Genomic DNA, 23,140 nt, shown 5'->3' on the forward strand with positions numbered 1-23,140 from the left:
GATTATAAGTTAATGCTTAATATATAGGAGGAATGAAATTTGTATATAATTTTAGCTATAATAGCTTTTGGTCTGTTAATTTTAATCCATGAATTAGGTCATTTTACTATGGCAAAAATAAATGGAGTAAAAGTAGAAGAATTTGCAATAGGAATGGGTCCACAATTATTTGGAATAAAGGGAAAGGAAACTAAGTATTCTATTAAATTACTTCCTATAGGTGGATATGTAAAAATGCTTGGAGATGAAGGAGAAAGCGCAGATCCAGGGGCATTTAATAATAAAACGCCTCTTAGAAAATTGAGTATTGTAATAGCAGGACCGATAATGAATTTTATACTTGGGATATTATTGTTTGCTATTATAGCATCACAGAGAGGATATCTTGTGCCAATTATAAATAGCACAATTAAAAATCAACCAGCACAGCAAGTTGGATTAAAAACAGGAGATAGAATAATTAAAGTAAATAATTCTAAAATACATACATGGGAAGACTTTACAACAGAAATATATACTAATGGAAAAAACAATCTTAATGTGACTTATAAAAGAGGGAACGACATAAAACAGGTTGCAATAAAACCTGTTTTTGATAAAAAAGAAAAGAGATATATGATCGGAGCTTCTGGAACTCAAATAACTAATCCTAATTTAGGTCAGTCGATTTCATATGGATTTATAGAAACAAGATCACTTGTAAATCAGACTTTTGCTTTTTTTAAGACTTTATTTAAGGGAAAGGCATCCATGAATGATGTGGGCGGCCCTGTAACTATAATAAAGATTTCAGGAGCAGCGGCAAAAGCAGGAATTTTGAGCCTGGCTGCATTTTCTGCATATATAAGTGTACAGCTTGCGATATTTAATGTAATTCCATTTCCTGCGCTTGATGGGGGATATATATTCTTGTTTCTGTTTGAAATAATAACGGGTAAAAAAGTAGACGAAAATAGAGTAGGAATGATAAATTATGTTGGGTTTGCACTGCTTATGATGTTAATGGTGATTGTAACGGTAAAGGATATAATACATCCTATTCAATTTTAATTTAAAGGTGAAGGGGTTATAATGGTTAGAGCAAAGACAAAAAAAATAAAATTAGGAAATGTATTTTTAGGTGGAGATTCTAAGGTTTCAGTACAGTCAATGACAAATACAGATACCAGAGATGAAGTATCTACTATAAATCAGATAAAAAAATTAGAAAAGGCAGGGTGCAATATAGTAAGATGTGCCGTGCCAGATATGGAAGCCTGTGATTCCTTAAAGAAAATTGTAAAAAATATAAATATACCTTTAGTTGCAGATATTCATTTTGATTATAGATTGGCACTTAAATCTGTAGAAAATGGAGTATCTGGACTCAGAATAAATCCTGGAAATATAGGCAGCAAAGAAAGGGTAAGAGAAGTTTCTAAAGCTGCTAAATATTATAATGTTCCAATTAGAATAGGAGTTAATTCAGGTTCTTTAAGCATGGATATTTTGAAAAAATATGGTGGAGTTTCATCGGACGGACTGGTAGAAAGTGCTTTAGATCATGTTAGAATATTAGAAAATGTAAATTTTGAAGATATAGTAATATCAATAAAATCGTCTAATGTGATTCAAATGATTGAAAGTTATAGAAAAATATCAAGCAAGGTGAAATATCCACTTCACCTTGGAGTTACAGAAGCAGGTACTATATTTAAAGGTACTATAAAATCAAGCATTGGTATAGGAACTCTATTGATGGATGGCATAGGTGATACAATAAGAGTTTCGCTTACAGGAGATCCGGTTGAGGAAGTTAAAGTTGGACGTGAAATTCTAAAATCATGTGGACTATTAAAACAGGGGATTGAGTTTATATCATGTCCTACCTGCGGTAGAACTGAAATTGACTTAATAAAAATAGCTAATGAAGTTGAAACTAGACTTTCAAATGTAGATAAAAATATAAAGGTTGCCGTTATGGGATGTGTTGTAAATGGACCTGGAGAAGCAAGAGAAGCTGACATTGGAATAGCTGGAGGAAAAGGTGTTGGATTGATATTTAAAAATGGTGAAATTATTAAAAAGGTCAAAGAAAAAGATCTGGTGGAAGAACTTATTTTGGAAATTAATAACTTATAATTTGGTATTTTGCATTTAGGGAGGTAATATAGTGGCTGCTAATATTTTGAGACTTTTGCAAAATGATATAGATTCTTCAAGTGATGTTATGTTGGAAGAAGTAAAGCTTGAGAAAATACAATATTTAAAAAAGAGCAACAAGCTGAAGATAATAGTGAAATCAGTAAATGAATTAAATGCTAAAATACAGTGTAAGATAAAAGATATAGTAAGTAAGAAACTGGGATGTTTTACGGATATTGATCTGATATGTTATAAGGATATTTCAAATGTATCATTGGAGGAAGTTTGTAATAATTACTGGACTGAAGTTGTAAATATAATTTCATCATATATTCCGGTGTGCAGGGAATTTCTTAACGAATCTTCAATAGAAGTTAAAAATGACTGCTTGAATATATACAATGGCAATAATTTCATGTGTAATTTATTAAAGAAAAAGAATGTAGAAAAACTTCTAAAAAAAATTGTAAAAGATATATTTGGAATAAATTGTAATACATCTATTGCATATGATGGAAAACTAATAAGCAAAAATTTTTTAGATGAAAGCGAAAAAATAGAAAAAAACTATATAAAAGATATAATTCAAAATGGAGAAAGAAACAATAATAAACCTGAAAAGAAAATTAAAAAAACATCATCAGATATAAAATTCAATGATAAAAGAGAAGAGGTTAAATCAGGTTCTCTAATATTCGGGAAACCAATAACAACCTCACCTATAGAAATAAAAACTATAGTAGGGCCTCAGGGCATAGTTATCATAAGGGGAACTATATTTAAAAAAGAAATAATAGAAACAAAAACAGGCAGAAAAATAGTTACATTTTATATAACGGATTATACAAGTTCAATTACAGTTAAATTTTTCCCAAGGCCTAAAGATGCAGATAGAATAATTGATGAAATAGAAGAGGGACTTTACTGTACAGTAAGAGGTGAAGCTGTAAATGACCCATATGCAAGAGAACTTGTTATAATGGCAAAGGATATTGTAAAGTCAGTAAAAACCAAAAAAATGGATAATGCAGATGAAAAAAGAGTTGAACTTCATCTTCATACTAAAATGAGTGCCATGGATGCTGTAAATTCTGCATCAGATTTAATAGAAAGAGCGGCAAGTTATGGACATAAAGCTATAGCTATAACCGACCATGGTGTGGTTCAGGCATATCCTGAAGCTATGACTGCAGCTAAAAAATATGGAATAAAAGTAATATATGGAGTGGAAGCTTATCTTGTAGATGATGGTGTTCCAATTACAATAAATGGATACGAACGAAACATAGACGATACGTATGTAATTTTCGATATAGAAACCACTGGCTTTTCAAGTATTAATGACAGAATAATAGAAATAGGTGCAGTTAAAGTTAAAGAAGGTAAAGTAATAGATAAATTCAGTGAATTTGTGAATCCCAAAATGGCTATACCTGAACGTATTACGGAACTTACAAGTATTACAGATGATATGGTAAAGGAAGCAGAAGCTATAGATGGTATACTCCCAAGGTTTATTGAATTTATAGGAGATGCTGTAGTAGTTGCACATAATGCTGGGTTTGATACAGGATTCATAAAGAAGAACTGCAAAGATATTGGTATAAATTTTAATAATCCTATAATGGATACTGTTCAACTTTGCAGGTTCTTGTTTCCAGAACTTAAAAAATTCAAATTAAATACAGTTGCAAAGCATCTTGGCATATCGCTTGAAAATCATCATAGAGCTGTGGATGACGCTAAAGCCACATGTGACATACTTCTAAAGTGTTTTAAAGTACTGAAAGATATGGAAATTTTAAATCTTGGAAAACTAAATGAAGAATCTTTGAAAAATATAGATATAAAAAAACAGCCTACGTACCATCTTATAATTCTGGTTAAAAATCAGGTAGGACTGAAAAATTTATACAAACTTATCTCTTTTTCAAATTTAGATTATTTCTTCAAAAGACCAAGAATGCCTAAAAGTCTTATCATGAAATATAGGGAAGGGCTCATAATAGGTAGTGCCTGTGAAGCAGGACAGGTATATAAAGAGGTACTTAGTGGAAAAAGCGATGATGAACTTAAAAGTATGCTTGATTTTTACGATTATCTTGAAATACAGCCCGTAGGAAATAATAAATTTTTAATAAAAAACGGCACTGTCAAAGATAAACGTGAACTTGAAAAAATAAATGAGAGAATTTGTTATCTTGGTGACAAGTACAATAAAAGTGTAGTTGCTACCTGTGATGTACATTTTATGGATGCAAAAGATGAGATATTCAGGCGGATTATAATGGCGGGACAGGGATTTTCTGATGCAGACGATCAGCCGCCGTTGTATTTTAGAACTACAGATGAAATGCTTTCTGAATTTGAATATTTGGGTGATGAGAAAGCAAAGGAAGTAGTTATATATAATACCAATAAAATTGCAGATATTATTGAAGACGTAAAGCCAATACCTGATGAAACTTTTCCACCTAAAATAGAAGGTGCAGAAGAACAGATAAAAGAAATGACTTTGAATAAAGTTCACCGTATATATGGAGATAGACTTCCAGATATAGTTCAGGATAGGCTTGACAAAGAATTAAATTCTATTATAAATAATGGATATGCAGTACTTTATCTAATTGCTGAAAAACTTGTAGCTAAATCTTCCCAGGATGGGTATCTTGTAGGTTCAAGGGGATCTGTTGGTTCCTCCTTTGTAGCTACTATGTCAAATATTACAGAAGTAAATGGGCTTCCACCTCATTATGTATGTCCAAAATGTAAGCACAGTGAATTTATTACAGATGGTTCTGTAAGTTCAGGTGCAGATTTACCTGAAAAAAAATGTCCGGATTGTGGAACTGATATGAGAAGAGATGGACATAATATACCTTTTGAAACATTTCTAGGGTTCAATGGTGACAAAGAACCTGATATAGATTTGAATTTCTCAGGGGAATATCAATCAGTGGTTCATAAGTATACAGAGGTTTTATTTGGAAAAGGTCATGTATTTAAGGCTGGAACAATAGGAACTGTAGCTGAAAAGACAGCATACGGTTATGTTAAAAAATATCTGTCGGAAAGAAATATAACTGTTCCACAGGCTGAAATTGAAAGACTTACTATTGGATGTACTGGAATAAAGAGAACTACAGGACAGCATCCTGGTGGAGTAATGGTTGTACCGAGTGATAATGAAATATATAATTTTACTCCAATTCAGCATCCGGCTAACGATAATGATACTGATATAATAACTACCCACTTTGATTATCATTCTATAAGCGGAAGATTATTAAAGCTAGATATACTCGGGCACGATGATCCTACTGTACTCAGGATGCTCCAGGATTTAACTGGTGTCGACCCTAAAAAAATTCCACTTGGAGATCATAAGGTTATGAGTCTTTTTACATCACCTGAGGCACTTGGAGTTACCGCAGAAGAACTGGGATGTCCTGTGGGAACATATGGACTCCCGGAATTTGGAACTAAATTTGTAAGACAGATGCTAGTTGATACAAAGCCTAAAAGTTTTGCAGACTTGGTTAGAATATCCGGACTTTCCCATGGTACTAATGTTTGGCTAAATAATGCCCAGTATTATATAAAAGAAGGATATACTACTCTTAGCGATTGTATAGCCTGCAGAGATGATATAATGATGTATTTGTTAAGCAAAGAAGTTCCTCCAAAGGATGCTTTTACTATAATGGAAAAAGTAAGAAAGGGAAAAGGTCTTACAGAAGAAAGAGAAGCAATCATGAAAGAACACGGAGTTCCTGATTGGTATATAGAATCCTGTAAGAAGATAAAATACATGTTTCCTAAGGGTCATGCTGTGGCTTATGTTATGATGGCAGTTAGAATAGCGTATTTCAAGGTTTATTATCCAAAGGCTTACTATACCACGTATTTTACGGTTAGGGCAGATGAATTCGATGTAGATATAATTATTAGAGGAGAGGATTCAGTAAAGAAAAAGATGGATGAAATATATGCTATGGGAAATAATGCAACACAAAAAGACAAGGGACTTTTGACAATTTTGGAACTCACTTATGAAATGTATAAAAGAAAAATCAAGTTTCTGCCTATAGATATATATAAATCTGATGCTGTAAAATTCTTAATGGAGGAAGATGGAATAAGGATTCCAATAAATGCACTTCCTGGAGTTGGAGAAAATGCTGCAAAAAATTTAGTTAAAGGAAGAGAAGAAGGAGAGTTTATTTCAAAAGAAGACATGAGAATGAGAGGAAAAGTCTCAAAGAGTGTAATTGAAATGCTGGATAGCCATGGATGTCTTAAGGGTTTACCTGAGACTAACCAGCTTTGCCTGTTTGCATAAAAATTCAAAAGTGTATTTTAGAAATTTAAAGGGGATTTATTCCTCTTTTTTTTTATAAAAAATAGTATATAATGCATAATATATAAAAAATGAATGCATTATATTCATACAAATTTTTAGAATAATGAATAATTAGCATTCATTATTTTAAAAATAAAAATATATATAATAAATTATTACTTTTATATTGACAATATAAAATATATATTGCATAATAATTATAAAATTAATAAACAAAAAGGAAAAATTAATTTATAGCTGTTCAAAAAATATTTTTTTATGCAAATGTTATGAAACAATTATTTATATAAAATTCAATTTTACGAAAAGGTGATTAGATATGATTGAACTTAAAGGTGTTCACAAATATTTTGGAGATCTACATGTATTGAAAGGAATTGATTTAAAAATATCAGATGGGGAAAAGTTGGTTATAATTGGTCCAAGCGGTTCAGGAAAAAGTACATTAATTAGGAGTATGAATCTTCTGGAAAGACCAACTGAGGGAAAAGTGATAATAGATGGAACTGATATAACAGAACCTAAAGCACCAATTACAAAGATAAGACAATCTGTAGCTATGGTTTTTCAACAGTTTAATTTATATCCACATAAAACTGTACTTGAAAATGTTACTATGGCACCTATTTTAGTAAAAAAAGTTCCTAAAAAGCAGGCTGAAGAATCGGGAATGGTTTACCTTGAAAGGGTAGGACTTAAGGAAAAAGCAAATGCATATCCTGCACAATTATCTGGAGGTCAGCAGCAAAGAGTAGCTATTGCAAGGGCACTTAATATGAAACCTGAAATTATTTTATTTGATGAACCAACATCGGCACTCGATCCAGAAATGATTCAAGAGGTACTTGATGTCATGACTGATTTAGCACATGAAGGAATTACGATGGTTGCTGTGACCCATGAAATGGGTTTTGCACGCAGGGTAGCTGACAGAGTAATATTTGTAGATGATGGAGAGATACTAGAAGAAGGATCACCAGAACATTTTTTTACAAATCCATCTAATGAAAGAACCAAGTTATTTTTAAGCCGTATAGTACATTAATAAAATTTATTTTATATTTATATTTATGATATGAGGAGGACAAGTATATGAAAAAAAGTAAGATATTTGCTGGAATTTTAATTTTTATAGTTGGAATGGCATTTACAGGATGTGGATCTACTTCACAGAGCTCAAGTGGATCGACATCAGGATTGAAAGCTATAAAGGATAGAGGTTATCTTAATGTAGGTGTTAAATTGGATGTACCTAAATTTGGATATAAGGATCCTAAAACTTCTAAGATTGAAGGATTTGAAATTGATCTTTCAAAAGCAGTAGCTAAAAAGATATTTGGAGATGAAAACAAAATTAAGTTTCAGGGAGTAACAGCTAAAACCAGGGGACCACTTTTAGATAGTGGACAAGTAGACATGATTGCAGCTACATTTACTATAACTGATCAACGTAAGAAGAGTTATAATTTTTCAGATCCATATTTTACGGATCACGTAGGTTTAATGGTTAAGAAAAGTTCAGGAATAAAAGACTTGAAAGGTTTAAACAATAAAAAAATAGGTGTAGCTCAAAGTGCTACAAGTAAAGATGCAATACAGAAAGAAGCAGAAAAGGTTGGAAGCAAAGTTTCTTTCTTAGAATTTGCAGGTTATCCAGATATTAAGTCTGCACTTGATTCTGGAAGGGTTGATTGTTTTTCAGTAGATAAATCAATACTTAGCGGATATTTGGATGATTCAACAGTACTTCTAAAGGAACAATTTAGTCCTCAGGATTATGGAATTGCAAGTAAAAAAGGAAACGATGATTTAGCTAAGACTATAAATGAAACTATAAGTGAAATGAAAAAATCAGGAGAATTGAATAAACTAATCGATAAATGGGGTATTAAATAGTGCCGGGTCCTTTTGCAGCATTTAAATGGGAAGCTTTGCTAAGTGATAAATCTATATTTTTGCAGGGCTTTCTAGTAACTATACTGGCATCTATATTTGCATTAGTCTTAGCTATGATATTGGGTGTTATTTTTGGAGTAATGGGAACATTAGAAAGTAAAGTTTTAAAGAGAATAAATAAGATATATGTTGCTATTATACAAAATACTCCGCTTGTAATACAGGTTTTCTTCCTATATAATGTACTTCCACATTTTAAAATTACAATATCTGTATTCAGCGTAGGAGTTATTGGTGTTGGAATATATCATGGCGCATATATTGCAGAGGTTGTCAGAGGTGGAATTGAGGCAGTTCCAAGGGGTCAAATGGAATCAGCTGTGTCACAGGGATTTACAAGTGTGCAGGCTATGAGATACATAATACTTCCACAGGCAATTAAAATAATATTTCCACCACTTACAAATCAAGCTGTCGGACTTATAAAAAATACATCCGTTATGGCTATGATAGCAGGTGGAGACCTTATGTATCAGGCAGATTCCTGGTCAAGCAACAATCTTTACTATGGCCCTGCATATGTTGTTACGGCAATTTTGTATTTAATATTATGTTTGCCGCTTGCAAGATTTGCACTTTCACTTGAAAAAAGGAGTGAGGTGAAGATATGATATCGGTACTTTTTAAACCGGATATAATTTTATTCTTGTTAAAAGGACTTTTAACTACACTCCATATAGCTGTTGCTACAATAATAATTAGTTCTATTATAGGTACTGTTTTAGGAATTGCACGTTATGTTCAGCATAGGATTATAGGTAGAATAGCAGGATTTTATATAGAAATTGTTAGAAATACACCACTGCTTCTATTTATATTGGCTGTGAGATTTATGACTAAATTACAGCCAGTAAATGCAGGGATTACAGCTATGACTATATTTACAAGCGCTATTGTTGCAGAAATCGTTCGTGCAGGATTGAATTCTATAAATAAAGGGCAATGGGAGGCAGCTGAATCTCAAGGATTTACTTATACTAAAATATTAATTCATGTTATATTACCACAGGCATTTAGAAATATGATTCCACCACTGTGTTCTACCTTTATTACAGTAATTAAAGATACATCATTTGTTTGGGCTGTTGGAATTGAGGAACTTACAGGCAAAGGAATGATAATTATGGGACAATATGCTAAAACTTCTCAAGTTATTACTATTTTTGCAATGCTGGCTTTTATGTATTTTGTCATAAATTATTCATTATCCATAATAGCAGCAAGACAGCAGCTTAAAATCGTCAGATAATTTTTAAATAATATGGTTATTTAATTGTATATGAAAATTTATATTTATCTTGAAATAAATGCTTTAGTATGTTAAAATGAGCATAGTAATTCTACAGAAGATTGTTTAATTGTAGAGTGGGTTTAAACCCACTCTTTCTATTTGTAAAAACGCAGCGTAAGTTGCGTTTTTAAATTATAGTTATTAGCATTTTTTCTTTTGAATTGTTTAACATATAAGTAAGGAGGTAATAAGTATGAGTGCAGATAATCTTTTAAATAAACTTTATGGACTTATAAAACCTATAGTTTGCAATTTGAACTATGAGTTGTATCATTTAGAAATAGTTAAAGAGGAAAATGAAAATTATTTAAGAATATATATAGATAAAGAGGATTCCGGCATATCCTTAGAGGACTGTGAAAAAGTAAGCAGGGCTGTCAGTGATATGCTTGATGTTGAAGATCCAATAAGTTTTTCTTACTACTTGGAAGTGTCTTCACCTGGCATAGAGAGAACATTATATACAGATGAACATTTAAAAAGGTATATTGGTAGTGAGGTAAGAATAAAAATAGATGGACTATTAAAAGGAAAAAAGGAATATGAAGGTGAACTTTTAAATTTCGACCAAGACAATCTACAAGTAAAAATTAATGATGAAGATGTAGATGTTCCTAGAAATAAAATTTTAAATGTAAGCCTAAAGGTCAATTTCTAAGGGGAGGTATATGCAGAAATGAATCAAGAATTTATAGAGGCCTTGAATGAGATAGTTAAAGAAAAGGGGATAAGCAAGGACTTAATGTTTACTACTATAGAGGATGCGCTGGTTGCAGCTTATAAGAAAAATTATGCTTCACATGGTGCTAATAGTCAGAATGTAAAAGTTACTATGAATAGAGAAAATGGAGAAATTCATGTATATTCACAAAAAAAAGTAGTAGAAGATGTTGAAGATGACTTAAACGAAATGTTGCTAGAAGAAGCAAAAGAACTTGATCCAAATTATGAACTCGATGATTTGGTAAGTATAGAAGTTACTCCAAAGAAATTTGGAAGAGTAGCCGCACAAGCAGCAAAACAGGTTGTAGTTCAGAGAATCAAGGAAGAAGAGAGAAGAATTATATACAGTGATTTTGCAGAAAAAGAAGATGACATAATAACAGGTGTAGTAATTAGAAAAGATAAAAATAATGTACTTATAGATCTTGGAAAAACAGAAGCAGTTCTTGGACCTAATGAGCAAATGCCAGGTGAAAAATATAATTTCAATGACAGAATTAAATTATATATAGTTGAAGTAAAAAATACAACTAAAGGTGCACAAATTGTAATATCAAGAACACATCCTGGACTTATAAAAAGGTTATTTGAACTTGAAGTACCTGAGATATTTGACGGTATAGTGGATATAAAATCCATTGCGAGAGAAGCAGGGTCAAGAACTAAAATTGCAGTAAGTTCAAATGATGAAAATGTAGACCCTATGGGAGCCTGCGTAGGACCTAAGGGTATAAGAGTTCAAAGTATAGTAAACGAACTTAAAAATGAAAAAATAGATATAATAAAATGGAATAAACTTCCAGAGGAATATATAGCAAATGCATTGAGTCCTGCAAAAGTTGTAGATGTTGATTTGGATGAAGACAACAAATTTGCCCAAATTGTGGTAGATGATGATCAATTGTCACTTGCAATAGGAAAAGAAGGGCAGAATGTAAGGCTGGCTGCAAAGCTTACAGGATGGAAAATTGACATAAAAAGTAGATCTCAAGCTGATGATTTAGAAGAAGTATCTGAAAAAATAGAGGATATTCAAAGTGAAGACAGTGACAATGATATTATTGAATAAGGTGGTGCTATTATGAAAAAGAAGAAAATACCACAGAGAATGTGTCTTGGCTGTATGGAAATGAAGCCCAAAAGAGAGCTTATAAGGGTAGTTAAGAATAAAGAAGGAGAAGTTTTTGTAGATATTACCGGCAAGAAAAATGGAAGAGGTGCATATGTTTGCAAGAATATAGAGTGCCTGGAATTGGCTTTCAAGAATAAAAGACTTCAGAAAAACCTTGAAACAAATATAGATGAAGAGTTGTATAACAAGTTAAAGGATGAAATAGAGAATGAAAAATAAATTTCTCCAGTTTTTAGGATTAGCCAAGCGCGCAGGAAAAATTCTAGAAGGATATAATAAATGTGAAACAAATGTGAAGAATAACAAAATTTATCTTATAATAGTATCTGAAGATGCTTCTTTGAATACTCTAAATAAATTTTTAGAATATGGCAATAAATATAATATAAATGTTATCGTTAGATGTTCTAAAGAGGAACTTGGCAGTGCTATTGGATTAAAAGAGATAAAAGTTATAGGGATCATTGATAAAAATATGAGTGAAAAATTGATTGACATACAAAAAGATAAATTTTAATTTCGGGGGTGAAAGTATTTGTCAAAAATAAGAGTTTATGAATTAGCTAAAGAGTTGAATATATCCAGTAAAAAATTAATTGAAATTCTTTCAGAAGAATTCAATGTGGTAGTAAAAAATCATATGAGTATGATAGAAGAGGAAGATGCAGAACTTATAAAAGAATTTTTTGATGAAAAAAAGGATGAAAATAATGAAGAAAATGATGAAGAAAATGATGAAGAAAGTGTTACAGCTAAAGAAGAAACTATAAGTAAAAAAAATATTACAAATGAAAAAAAATCAAAATCAAATAATAAAAAATCTAAAAATCAACTTCATGCGAATAGGAATAAGATAAACAAAAATGAAAATAAGGAAAAAGATCAAAATGTTGTTTCTAATGCTGAAGGTGATGCTGACGATGAAGAAAAAATTATAGAAATAGAGGATACAATAACAGTAAAAGAGTTGTCTGAAAAAATAGGGAAATCCTCTACTGAAGTTATAAAACAGCTTATATTTATGGGAGTAATGGCAGGGATAAATCAGGAAGTTGATTTCCCTACAGCAGAAAAGTTAGGAGAAAAATTCAATGTTGTTGTTTTAAAGAAAGAACATGATATTGACGAAGAGCTTACAGATGAAGAACAAGATTATGACAGTGAGGAAAATTTAGAAAAGAAACCTCCTGTAGTAACCGTTATGGGTCATGTTGATCATGGTAAGACATCTTTACTGGATGCTATTAGAAAATCAAAAGTAACTTCTCATGAAGCAGGCGGAATAACACAGCATATAGGTGCTTATACTGTAAATATAAATGGAGAAAAAATTACATTTTTAGATACACCGGGTCATGAAGCATTTACAGCTATGAGGGCAAGAGGAGCACAGATTACTGATATAGTTATACTTGTAGTAGCTGCAGATGATGGAATAATGCCGCAGACTGAAGAAGCTATAAATCACTGTAAAGCAGCCAATGTTCCTATAATAGTTGCAATAAATAAGATAGATAGACCTGGGGCGAATGTTGATAGAGTAAAGCAGGAACTTACAGAATATGGGCTTGTTCCAGAAGATTGGGGCGGCGATGTTATATGTGTTCCTGTTTCTGCACATACTAAAGAGGGATTGGATACTCTTCTTGAAATGGTGCTTTTAACTGCTGAAGTTCAGGAACTTAAAGCAAATCCTAATAGAAAAGCCAGAGGTGCAGTAATTGAAGCAAAGCTTGATAAAGGAAGAGGAGCTGTTGCAACACTTCTTGTTCAAAATGGTACTTTAAATGTAGGAAGTTCAATAATAGTTGGAACTACTTATGGAAGAATAAGAGCAATGTTTGACGATAAAGGCAAAAAAATTAAATCAGCAGGACCTTCTATTCCAGTTGAAATATTAGGATTATCTGATGTACCTGAAGCTGGAGACAAATTTAACGAAGTAAAAGATGAAAAAACTGCAAGAGATCTGGCTGAGAGCAGAAAGCAGAAAGCTAGAGAAGAATATCTGCATTCTACACATAAGGTTTCCCTGGAGGATTTATATAATCAGATAAAAGAAGGAAAAGTGAAAGAATTAAATATAATTGTTAAAGCAGATGTTCAAGGCTCTATAGAGGCATTAAGACAATCTCTTCAAAACTTGTCAACAGATGAAGTAAAAGTAAGAGTAATTCATGGCGCTGTTGGAGCAATAACTGAAACTGATGTAAGTTTGGCCTCTGCTTCAAATGCTATCATAATAGGATTTAATGTAAGACCAGATACCAATGCTGAAAAAGCAGCTGAAAAAGAATCGGTAGATATAAAGACATATAGAGTAATATATACAGCTATAGATGATATAAAATCCGCAATGATTGGAATGCTTGAACCGGATTATAAGGAGAAAGTGCTTGGTAAAGCTCAGATAAGACAGACATATAAGATTTCAAATGTAGGTACTATTGCAGGATGTTATGTACAGGAAGGAAAAATTGTTAGAAATAGCAATGTAAGAATTATAAGAGATGGAATAGTTATATTTGAATCTGAACTTGCATCTTTGAAGAGATTTAAAGATGATGCAAAAGAAGTTGCCCAGGGATTTGAATGCGGACTTTCTATTGAAAAATTCAATGATATAAAAGAGGGAGATATAATAGAGGCTTATGTCATGGAAGAAGTTAAAAAGAAAGAACTTTAAACTGTTAACTGTGAACTAAACATGGAGGTGATAGTTTATGTCTAAATATAGAAGCAGCAGGATAAATGAAGAAATGCGAAAAGAGATAAGTAACATAATAAGAAATGATGTAAAGGATCCAAGAATTACTGCTATGGTAAGTGTTACTAAAGTTGATGTTACAAAGGATTTAAGCTATGCTAAAGTATTTGTAAGTTTGTATGGAGATAATAAATCAAAAGAAGAAACCTTAGAAGCTTTAAAAAGTTCAGCAGGATTTATAAGAAGAGAAGTAGGTCATAAAATCAGGCTTAGAAATACTCCTGAAATATTAATTGAGCTGGATGATACAATAGAACATGGTATGCACATTGATGAACTTCTAAGGAAAATAAAGGAGCAAAAATAGAATGGTAATAGATGATATATTGGGAGAAATAAAAAAAATCAATAATATAGCTATTACTTTTCATAAATCTCCAGATGGAGATTCTATAGGAAGTACTCTTGCACTTTTTCAAGGCCTCAAGAATATGGGCAAAGAGGTGCAGATACTTTCTATGGAAGAAGTACCTAAAGACTTTAAATTTTTGCCATATTCCTGTAATATAAATGGCAAAAATTTTGAAGTTGAACCGAATATTGATTGTGTAATAGTCCTTGATTGTGGTGATAAGAAAAGGATAAATGCTAGATTAAACTTTGAAGACAGAAGTTATAAAATAATAAATATGGATCATCATCTTACAAATGAACAATATGGAGATTTTAATTATGTAGATTCAAAGGCAGCAGCTGTATCTGAAATTGTATATGATTTGTTAAATAAACTTAATGTAACTATAGATAGAGATATAGCTGAATGTCTATATACATCATTGATTACAGATACTGGATCCTTTAAATATCCGTCTACTACTGAAAAAACTCATAGAATAGCTGGAAAGCTCATAAGTACAGGGCTGGATTTCAGTACAATTCATAGAGATATATTTGATAATAAAGAATTTCAGAAAATCAAGTTAAATGGTATGGCAATTAACAGTATGAAACTTATAGATGATAGAATATGTGTAATAAAAGTTACTAAATCCATGATTGATGAAACTGTAAAAAAAGATGATGTAGATACACATGACATAGTTAATATAGGACTTCAGATTGGAAAGGTGGACACTTCTATTCTATTAAAGGAGACAAAAGATGGAATAAAAGCAAGCTTGAGATCGAAGAAGATTGTAGATGTAAGAAAAGTTGCTGAAAAATTTAATGGCGGTGGACATATGAGGGCTGCAGGACTTCAAATTGAAGATAAAAGTATGGATGAAGTAGAAAATTTATTAGTTACAGAAGTTCAAAAAGGGTTGATTTAAATGGATGGAATTTTGAATATAAATAAGCCTGTTGGCATAACTTCCTTTGATGCAGTTAGAAAAGTAAGATCAATTTTAAAAATCAAAAGAGTTGGTCATACAGGTACACTTGACCCTGGAGCATCAGGAGTGCTTCCAATTTGTATAGGCGGAGCTACAAAATTTGTAGATTATATAATGGAAGGAAAAAAAACATACATTGCTGAATTGAGATTGGGAATTACAACTGATACTTATGATAAATATGGAAAAGTAGTTTCTGAATCTCCTGTGGAATTGGATAAAGAACAGATAATAAATGTTATAATGAATTTTGTAGGTGATATAGAACAAATACCTCCAATGTATTCTGCCATTAAAGTTAATGGAAAGAGATTGTATGAACTGGCAAGAAAAGGCATTGAAGTTGAAAGGAAGAGCAGAAGTATAACAATATATAGTATTGATATACTTAATTTTAATTTACCATATATTAAATTAAAAATTCAGTGCTCAAAGGGAACTTACATAAGAAGCCTTTGCTATGATATTGGTAAAAAACTTGGCTGCGGTGGTACAATGTGGAGTCTTGAAAGAACGCATACTGGCGAGTTCGATATTTCAGATTCTATTCCTGTTTTAGAGCTTAGCACGGAAAAAATTTTCAACAATTTGACACCTGTAGACAGAGCACTTAACAAGTATCCTCCGGTTTATATAGAAGACAATTTTAAAAAAAAGATATTAAATGGAGTTATTATAAAAGATAATGATTTTTTAAATAGCATAAATGAAGATAGACTTTATAGAGTATATGTAGATAAAAATAAATTTATAGGAATCGGTATAAATAAAAAAAATATTGGGTTTAAAATTACAAAGTTATTGATTCGGGGTAAGTAACCATGATAGTAATAGAAGATAATTTTAATATGCACTTTAAGGAAGAAACATATGTTGCACTTGGAAGTTTTGATGGCCTTCATCTTGGACATATGTGTCTTATAAATAAAGTAATTCAGCTTTCAAAAGTCAATAATGCAAAAAGTATGGTGTTTACATTTAAATTCCATCCTCGCATGGTAATTAATAAAAGTACAGCACCTAAAATTTTAATGGATAATGAAAGTAAGTTGGAAGTATTAAAAAACGCTGGTTTGGACATAATAAATATGACGAACTTTAATTCTGATTTCATGAAAATATCTCCTGAAGAATTTATAGTTAACCTTATAAATAGTTATAAGGTTAAAGGATTGGTGGTAGGCTTTAACTACAGATTTGGATATAAAAATACTGGAGATGTGGAACTACTGAAAAAGTTGAGTATAAAATATAAATTTTCCCTTGATATTATAGAACCTGTAAAGTACAATGAAGAAACTGTTTCAAGTTCAATTATAAGAAAACTTATTTCTGAAAAGGGTGATGTGAAAAAAGCAGCTGATATGCTTACAAGACCTTTTATGATAGAAGGATCCGTAATTCATGGAAAAAAACTTGGAAAAGAGCTTGGATTTCCAACTGCCAATTTAAAGATTGACAAAATGATTATAATACCTAAGGAAGGTGTATATTTTACTATAGTAAAATATAAAGATAATTATTATAGGGGTATAACTAATGTAGGTGATAATCCTACTACAAATGACAATAAATTGAGTATTGAGACTAACATTCTAAATTTTAATCAAAATATATATGATGAACATATTAAGGTGTATTTTATTGAAAGAATTAGGAATGAATCTAAATTTCACACTCTTGAAGATTTAACAAATCAGCTTAAAAATGATAAGGAGTATGCTGAAAACAGAAAATTAGAAATTAATTTTTAAAATTAATTTACAATAGTAGTTTTATTTGTTATAATTACAGTCGTGATCCTTATGCTAAGAATTTTGACTTGCCGACATTATTCTTGGAATAGAGGGGATTAACAATATGGAGGTGTTACAAAAATGGAAAAGGCATTAAAAGAAGAAATAATGAAGAAGTATGAAAGACATGAAGGAGACACTGGTTCACCAGAAGTTCAGATTGCACTTCTTACTGAAAGAATCAATCACTTAAACGACCATTTAAAGATTCATAAAAAAGATCATCACTCAAGAAGAGGTCTTTTAATGATGGTTGGTAAGAGAAGAGGTCTTCTTAATTATTTAATTAAAGAAGATATTGAAAGATATCGTGCTATTATAAAGGCATTAAATTTAAGAAAATAACATTGGAGCGGCCTCAACCGCTCTATTATTTTAAAAAAATATTAATATTTAAATGAGAAGGAGGTAATTTAATGAGCGAAACTATTGAAACTACTATTGCAGGGAGAACCTTAAAAGTAGATTATGGCAAAATAGGGATGTTATCTGATTGTGCTATTTTCATAAGTTATGGTGATACCGTGGTTTTAGTTAATGCAAATGCATCAGATAAACCACGAGAAGGAGTAGATTTTTTCCCTTTGAGTATAGAATATGAAGAGAAACTGTATTCTGTTGGAAAAATTCCGGGAGGTTTTATAAAAAGAGAGGGTAAACCTACCGACAAGGCAATACTTCATGCCAGAGCAATAGATAGACCTTTAAGACCGCTTTTCCCTAAAGGATATAGAAATGATGTTCAGGTAGTATGCACTGTAGTATCTGTTGAACAGGATAACTTGCCTGATATACTTGCCATAAATGGTGCATCAATTGCACTATGCCTTTCAAGCATTCCTTTTAATACTCCAGTTGGAGCAGTTTCTGTTGGAATAGTAGATGAAAAATTTGTAATAAATCCAGGACTTGAGGAAAGAAAAAAGAGTACTCTTAATCTTACCGTGTGTGCTACAGATGAAAGAATAATGATGGTCGAAGCTGGAGGATCTGAAATAGCAGAAGATGTAATGTATGATGCCATAATGTTTGGATTTGAGGAATGTAAAAAAATAGTTAAATTTCAAAAAGAAATCATGGATAAATACGGAAAAGAAAAAATTGTTCCGGAATTATACAAGGTTGACGAGACATTGGAACAAGAGGTTAGAGATTTTTGCTTCGATATGGTTAAAGAAGTTATGTATATAACAGATAGAGATAAAAGAAATGATGAATTGGATGCAGTAAAGCAAAAAGTGGATGATGAATTTAAAGAAAAGTATCCGGATAATGGTGCAGACATTGCAGAAGTACTTTATAAAATTCAAAAAGAAATAGTTAGAAATATGCTTTTAAATGAACACAGAAGGCCGGATGGAAGGAAATTTGATGAAATAAGGCCAATAAGTTGCGAGGTTGGCATACTTCCAAGGACTCATGGTACAGGGCTATTTACAAGAGGCTTGACTCAGGTAATGACTGTTGCAACTTTAGGATCTCTTGGAGATGCACAGATACTTGATGGAATAAGCTCTGAAGAATCGAAAAGATACATACATCATTATAATTTCCCATCTTACAGTACAGGAGAAACAAGACCATTAAGGGGACCTGGAAGAAGAGAAATAGGGCATGGTGCATTGGCAGAAAAGGCGCTTATACCACTTATTCCAAGTGAAGAAGAATTTCCATATACTATAAGACTTGTATCTGAAGTTTTGAGTTCAAATGGTTCTACATCACAGGCAAGTATATGTGGAAGCACACTTGCACTTTTAGATGCAGGAGTTCCAATAAAAAGACCGGCAGCTGGTATAGCTATGGGACTTATAACCAGTGAAGATTTGTCAAAAGAGGAAATAATCACCGATATACAGGGTATAGAGGATTTCTTTGGAGATATGGACTTTAAAGTAGGAGGAACTGAAGTTGGAATAACAGCTATTCAGTTTGATACAAAAATTCATGGACTCTCAAAAGAATGTGTAAGGGGAGCACTTGATGGAGCCAGAAAAGCAAGACTTTTTATACTTGATAAGATTAATGCTTGCATAGAAGCACCAAGAAAAGAGCTTTCAAAATATGCACCAAAGACATTTACTATGAATATAGCTCCGGATAAGATAAGAGATGTAATAGGTGCAGGCGGAAAAGTTATAAATAAGATAATAGCAGAAACAGGAGTAAAAATTGACATAAAAGAAGATGGAAAAATATTTGTTATGTCAGATGATACTGAATCTGCAAAAAAAGCATTAAAGATTATAGACGATTTGACAAGAGAAGTAAAAGTAGGCGAAATTTATCTGGGCAAGGTTACTAATATTACTAAATTTGGAGCTTTTGTTGAAATACTTCCTGGAAAAGAAGGTCTTGTTCATATATCAAAACTTGACTTTAAACGGGTAAATAAAGTTGAAGATGTAGTTTCGTTAGGTGATGAAATACTGGTTAAGGTAGTAGAAATAGATAACCAGGGTAGAATAAATCTTTCGAGGAAAGATGCAATAAAGGATTCAGAGAAAAAAGAATCAAAAGAAGAATAAAATAGAAGGGCTTAGGTGCCTTTTTATTTTTTGTATTATATTTTTAGTACATATTAAATGATTAGTATACAACAGAAAAATAAACATAATATAATTTATAAGTATAATATTTGTTATGATTTCAAATGGTAGAATGAGAGGGTACTATATGTATAATATATTTAAAATGAATAGTGGAATTAGGGTTGTAGTGGAAAACATAAATTATGTAAATTCAGTTAGTGTAGGGCTGTGGGTGAAAAATGGTTCTAGAAATGAGAATATATCTGAAAATGGCATATCACATTTTGTTGAGCATATGTTTTTTAAAGGAACTAAAAAGAGATCGGCTTTTAATATAGCAGAATGCATAGAAGAAGTAGGGGGACAGATAAATGCTTTTACAGGAAAGGAATCAACTTGTTTTTATGTAAAGGCTCTGGACTCTCACTTAGATTTAGCACTGGATGTAATATCTGATATGTTATTTAATAGTAAATTTTTACCTGAAGATATAAACAAGGAAAAAAGTGTTATAACTGAAGAAATAAATATGAATGAAGATTCACCTGAAGACGTGCTTTTTGACGTTTATGCTAAGGCAGCATGGGGAGATGATTCATTGTCTTATCCCATACTAGGTACAATAGAAAGTGTTAAAAGTTTTAGCAGGCAGCAAATAGTAGAGTATATAGGAACTCATTATATACCTGAGAATTGTGTCATATCAATATGTGGAAAAGTTGATTTAAATAATATTAAAAATTTGATGGAAAAATATTTTGGCAATTGGAGAAGCAGCAGTATAAAACCAGTAGTGTACTCTAAACCTGAATTTTTAAGAAATCATTTTTTTAAGAAGAAAAGTATAGAACAGCTGCACCTTAATTTAGGAATACCTGGTATAGAGATGGGACATGACGATTTGTATCCAGCATTGGTTTTAAACAACATACTTGGAGGAGGAGCATCTTCTATTTTATTTCAAAAAATTAGGGAAGAAAAATCTTTATGTTATTCTATATATTCGTATATATCTTCCTTTAACAACACAGGCGTAATTAATATATATACTGGGCTAAATCCAAAGTATGTATATGATGCTATAAGTATAATAATGGAAGAAATTTATAATTTTATAAAAAAAGGAATAGATGAAGAAAGATTAAGAAAAACAAAAGAGCAGATAAAAGGTAATTATATACTTGGACTTGAGAGTACTACAAGTAGGATGTTTAGCAATGGCAAGTCTGTATTATTTTTGAACAAGGTGCGTACACCGGAGGAAATAATGAATAAAATAGACAGAATTGATTCTGATAAATTAAAAGAAGTAATGGATAAGACTTTTGGAAAAGGAGTTATCAATTCAGCCTTTGTAGGAGAGAATATAGATACTGATATGGTAGAAAATTTACTTGATGAATATAGAAATCCATTTCATTCAAATCACAGTTTGAATATTTAGTAATACAGGTTAAAAGAGGCTCATATATTATACTGAATTATAAATTTGGAGGTATATATATGGGCGAAAATATAAAATTTTATAGTGAAATGGAAAGATATGAAATTATAAATGTAAATGATGGTGACAGATTTAACTGTTTAGGAAATAATGATATAATTGTAGATGAAAATGGAAACTTAAAAAATTTGCTTTTAAACAATAATAAATCAAAATTAAGCTTTTGGGGCAAAAGTGAATTTATAGAAGTACCATGGGATTGCGTAAAAAAAATTGGCTCCAAGACTATAATAATAGATGCTGATGAAAAGAATTTAAAAAGAATTCATTAACAAAAGTATAAATGTATTAATAGAATAATATAAGATGATGTATATTATCTATTAAAAATATTTACATGATGGAGAATTAATATGAGAATATTAGTACAAAAATTTGGGGGAACCTCTGTTTCTACCCATGAAAGAAGAGAAAATGTAGCAGATAAAATAATAAAGGCAAAAAAAGAAGGATATTTTCCTGTGGTTGTAGTATCTGCAATTGGAAGACGAGGCCAACCCTATGCTACAGATACTCTCCTTTCTTTGATAAGTAATAATTTTAAAATAAAAAATAAACTAGCATCTGATTTAATAATGAGCTGTGGTGAAATTATAAGTGCTGTAGTTATGAGTGATGAACTTTCAAAACATGGACTGGATGCAGTACCGATGACAGGAGGACAGGCATCTATAATTACAGATAATAATTATAATGATGCTTCTATTTTAAGTGTAAACGTAGATAAAATATTTAAGATAATTCAGGAAGAAAAAATACCTGTAGTCGCCGGATTTCAGGGTATGAGCAAAGATGGTTTTGTAACTACTATCGGGAGAGGGGGCAGTGATGTTACAGCTGTACTCCTGGGAAACGCACTCAAGTCTGAAAAGGTTGAAATATATACTGATGTAGATGGAATAATGACAGCAGATCCAAGGATAGTATCAAATGCATCTCTTATTAAGGAAATAGATTATAATGAGGTGTTCCAGCTTGCTGATCAGGGAGCGAAGGTTATACATCCAAGAGCAGTAAAATTTGCAATGAATTCAGGAATACCGTTAGTTATTAAAAATACTCTAAATGATAGCTCGGGAACTGTTATAAGTGGTTCAATTACTGAAAATCAATCTAATGTTATAAGCGCAATAACGTCTATGAATGGAAGGGTTCAGATAATAATAGAGCACAATAAAAATATTGAAAATGAAAATTATTTTAATATTTTTGACGAACTTGCGGATAGTCTTATAAGTATAGATTTGATAAATGTATTTCCAAGAGGAAAAATTTTTACGATAAATGAAAATGATGTTGACAATTTTAAAATTGTAATGGAAAATTTAAGAATAGAGTATTCAATTATAGAACATTGTACTAAAATAGCACTTATAGGAAGCGGTATGAGAGGGGTGCCTGGAGTTATGGCAAAAATACTGAAGATACTTTCTAAAGAAAATATACATGTGCTCCAGACTGCTGATTCACATACTACAATATGGTGCCTTGTGGAAAGCAAGTCAGCAGATAAAGCTATAAATGCACTTCATAGAGGATTCAATCTTTGATTTAAAATTTCTTGTTTGATAGTATACGAATTTTCTTAATGTACAAAATAAAATAGTAATATATTATTT

Annotated in this window: 21 protein-coding genes; all 21 read left to right on the plus strand. The window is 31.3% G+C overall.

Features of this window, described 5'->3' with window-relative positions:
* Nucleotides 1-39: 39 nt before the first annotated feature.
* On the plus strand, nucleotides 40-1,050 hold the full coding sequence (rseP, locus tag J2Z42_RS01590; protein WP_209700604.1) for an RIP metalloprotease RseP: 1,011 nt from the start codon (nucleotides 40-42) through the stop codon (nucleotides 1,048-1,050).
* A 21-nt stretch (nucleotides 1,051-1,071) separates the two neighbouring features.
* Nucleotides 1,072-2,121 (plus strand): flavodoxin-dependent (E)-4-hydroxy-3-methylbut-2-enyl-diphosphate synthase, encoded by a 1,050-nt coding sequence (ispG, locus tag J2Z42_RS01595; protein WP_209700605.1) that lies wholly within the window; start codon nucleotides 1,072-1,074, stop codon nucleotides 2,119-2,121.
* A gap of 88 nt (nucleotides 2,122-2,209) precedes the next feature.
* A complete protein-coding gene (locus J2Z42_RS01600) occupies nucleotides 2,210-6,466 on the plus strand; it encodes a PolC-type DNA polymerase III (protein ID WP_245331446.1) in 4,257 nt (1,418 codons plus the stop codon).
* Nucleotides 6,467-6,806: 340 nt separating this feature from the next.
* Nucleotides 6,807-7,532, plus strand: a complete 726-nt coding sequence (locus tag J2Z42_RS01605) for an amino acid ABC transporter ATP-binding protein (protein ID WP_209700607.1) — start codon at nucleotides 6,807-6,809, stop codon at nucleotides 7,530-7,532.
* A 47-nt stretch (nucleotides 7,533-7,579) separates the two neighbouring features.
* Nucleotides 7,580-8,383: a transporter substrate-binding domain-containing protein gene (locus tag J2Z42_RS01610; protein WP_209700608.1), complete on the plus strand. Its 804-nt coding sequence runs from the start codon at nucleotides 7,580-7,582 to the stop codon at nucleotides 8,381-8,383.
* On the plus strand, nucleotides 8,383-9,054 hold the full coding sequence (locus J2Z42_RS01615) for an amino acid ABC transporter permease (RefSeq protein WP_209700609.1): 672 nt from the start codon (nucleotides 8,383-8,385) through the stop codon (nucleotides 9,052-9,054). The genes J2Z42_RS01610 and J2Z42_RS01615 overlap by 1 nt, the downstream gene beginning before the upstream one ends.
* Nucleotides 9,051-9,692 (plus strand): amino acid ABC transporter permease, encoded by a 642-nt coding sequence (locus tag J2Z42_RS01620; protein ID WP_209700610.1) that lies wholly within the window; start codon nucleotides 9,051-9,053, stop codon nucleotides 9,690-9,692. Before J2Z42_RS01615 ends, J2Z42_RS01620 begins: the two co-directional genes overlap by 4 nt.
* A 235-nt stretch (nucleotides 9,693-9,927) precedes the next feature.
* Entirely contained in the window at nucleotides 9,928-10,392 is a 465-nt protein-coding gene (gene rimP / locus J2Z42_RS01625) for a ribosome maturation factor RimP (protein WP_209700611.1), read from the plus strand.
* An 18-nt stretch (nucleotides 10,393-10,410) separates the two neighbouring features.
* Nucleotides 10,411-11,526, plus strand: coding sequence for a transcription termination factor NusA (gene nusA, locus J2Z42_RS01630; RefSeq protein WP_209700612.1), 1,116 nt, complete (start codon nucleotides 10,411-10,413; stop codon nucleotides 11,524-11,526).
* Nucleotides 11,527-11,538: 12 nt separating this feature from the next.
* Nucleotides 11,539-11,808 carry an RNase P modulator RnpM gene (gene rnpM / locus J2Z42_RS01635; RefSeq protein ID WP_209700613.1) on the plus strand — a complete coding sequence of 90 codons (270 nt, stop codon included), beginning with the start codon at nucleotides 11,539-11,541 and terminating at the stop codon, nucleotides 11,806-11,808.
* Nucleotides 11,798-12,106 carry a ribosomal L7Ae/L30e/S12e/Gadd45 family protein gene (locus J2Z42_RS01640; RefSeq protein ID WP_209700614.1) on the plus strand — a complete coding sequence of 103 codons (309 nt, stop codon included), beginning with the start codon at nucleotides 11,798-11,800 and terminating at the stop codon, nucleotides 12,104-12,106. The genes rnpM and J2Z42_RS01640 overlap by 11 nt, the downstream gene beginning before the upstream one ends.
* A gap of 18 nt (nucleotides 12,107-12,124) precedes the next feature.
* Nucleotides 12,125-14,275, plus strand: a complete 2,151-nt coding sequence (infB, locus tag J2Z42_RS01645; protein WP_209700615.1) for a translation initiation factor IF-2 — start codon at nucleotides 12,125-12,127, stop codon at nucleotides 14,273-14,275.
* A gap of 37 nt (nucleotides 14,276-14,312) precedes the next feature.
* Nucleotides 14,313-14,663 (plus strand): 30S ribosome-binding factor RbfA, encoded by a 351-nt coding sequence (gene rbfA, locus J2Z42_RS01650; protein ID WP_209700616.1) that lies wholly within the window; start codon nucleotides 14,313-14,315, stop codon nucleotides 14,661-14,663.
* A gap of 1 nt (nucleotide 14,664) precedes the next feature.
* Entirely contained in the window at nucleotides 14,665-15,627 is a 963-nt protein-coding gene (locus tag J2Z42_RS01655) for a DHH family phosphoesterase (protein ID WP_209700617.1), read from the plus strand.
* Nucleotides 15,628-16,509, plus strand: coding sequence for a tRNA pseudouridine(55) synthase TruB (gene truB / locus J2Z42_RS01660; RefSeq protein WP_209700618.1), 882 nt, complete (start codon nucleotides 15,628-15,630; stop codon nucleotides 16,507-16,509).
* A 2-nt stretch (nucleotides 16,510-16,511) separates the two neighbouring features.
* Nucleotides 16,512-17,444, plus strand: coding sequence for a bifunctional riboflavin kinase/FAD synthetase (locus J2Z42_RS01665; protein WP_209700619.1), 933 nt, complete (start codon nucleotides 16,512-16,514; stop codon nucleotides 17,442-17,444).
* 123 nt (nucleotides 17,445-17,567) lie between these two features.
* Nucleotides 17,568-17,831 carry a 30S ribosomal protein S15 gene (gene rpsO / locus J2Z42_RS01670; protein ID WP_209700620.1) on the plus strand — a complete coding sequence of 88 codons (264 nt, stop codon included), beginning with the start codon at nucleotides 17,568-17,570 and terminating at the stop codon, nucleotides 17,829-17,831.
* A gap of 71 nt (nucleotides 17,832-17,902) precedes the next feature.
* The gene (locus J2Z42_RS01675; RefSeq protein WP_209700621.1) at nucleotides 17,903-20,014 is read left to right on the plus strand and encodes a polyribonucleotide nucleotidyltransferase; all 2,112 of its coding nucleotides are present in this window, start codon (nucleotides 17,903-17,905) and stop codon (nucleotides 20,012-20,014) included.
* Between the two features lie 148 nt (nucleotides 20,015-20,162).
* Nucleotides 20,163-21,461 carry a M16 family metallopeptidase gene (locus tag J2Z42_RS01680; RefSeq protein ID WP_209700622.1) on the plus strand — a complete coding sequence of 433 codons (1,299 nt, stop codon included), beginning with the start codon at nucleotides 20,163-20,165 and terminating at the stop codon, nucleotides 21,459-21,461.
* Nucleotides 21,462-21,520: 59 nt separating this feature from the next.
* On the plus strand, nucleotides 21,521-21,793 hold the full coding sequence (locus J2Z42_RS01685) for a YlmC/YmxH family sporulation protein (RefSeq protein ID WP_209700623.1): 273 nt from the start codon (nucleotides 21,521-21,523) through the stop codon (nucleotides 21,791-21,793).
* A gap of 81 nt (nucleotides 21,794-21,874) precedes the next feature.
* Nucleotides 21,875-23,071: an aspartate kinase gene (gene dapG / locus J2Z42_RS01690; protein ID WP_209700624.1), complete on the plus strand. Its 1,197-nt coding sequence runs from the start codon at nucleotides 21,875-21,877 to the stop codon at nucleotides 23,069-23,071.
* Nucleotides 23,072-23,140 lie beyond the last annotated feature (69 nt).

The organism is Clostridium algifaecis (assembly GCF_017874415.1).
In the GTDB taxonomy this organism is placed as follows: domain Bacteria; phylum Bacillota; class Clostridia; order Clostridiales; family Clostridiaceae; genus Clostridium_B; species Clostridium_B algifaecis.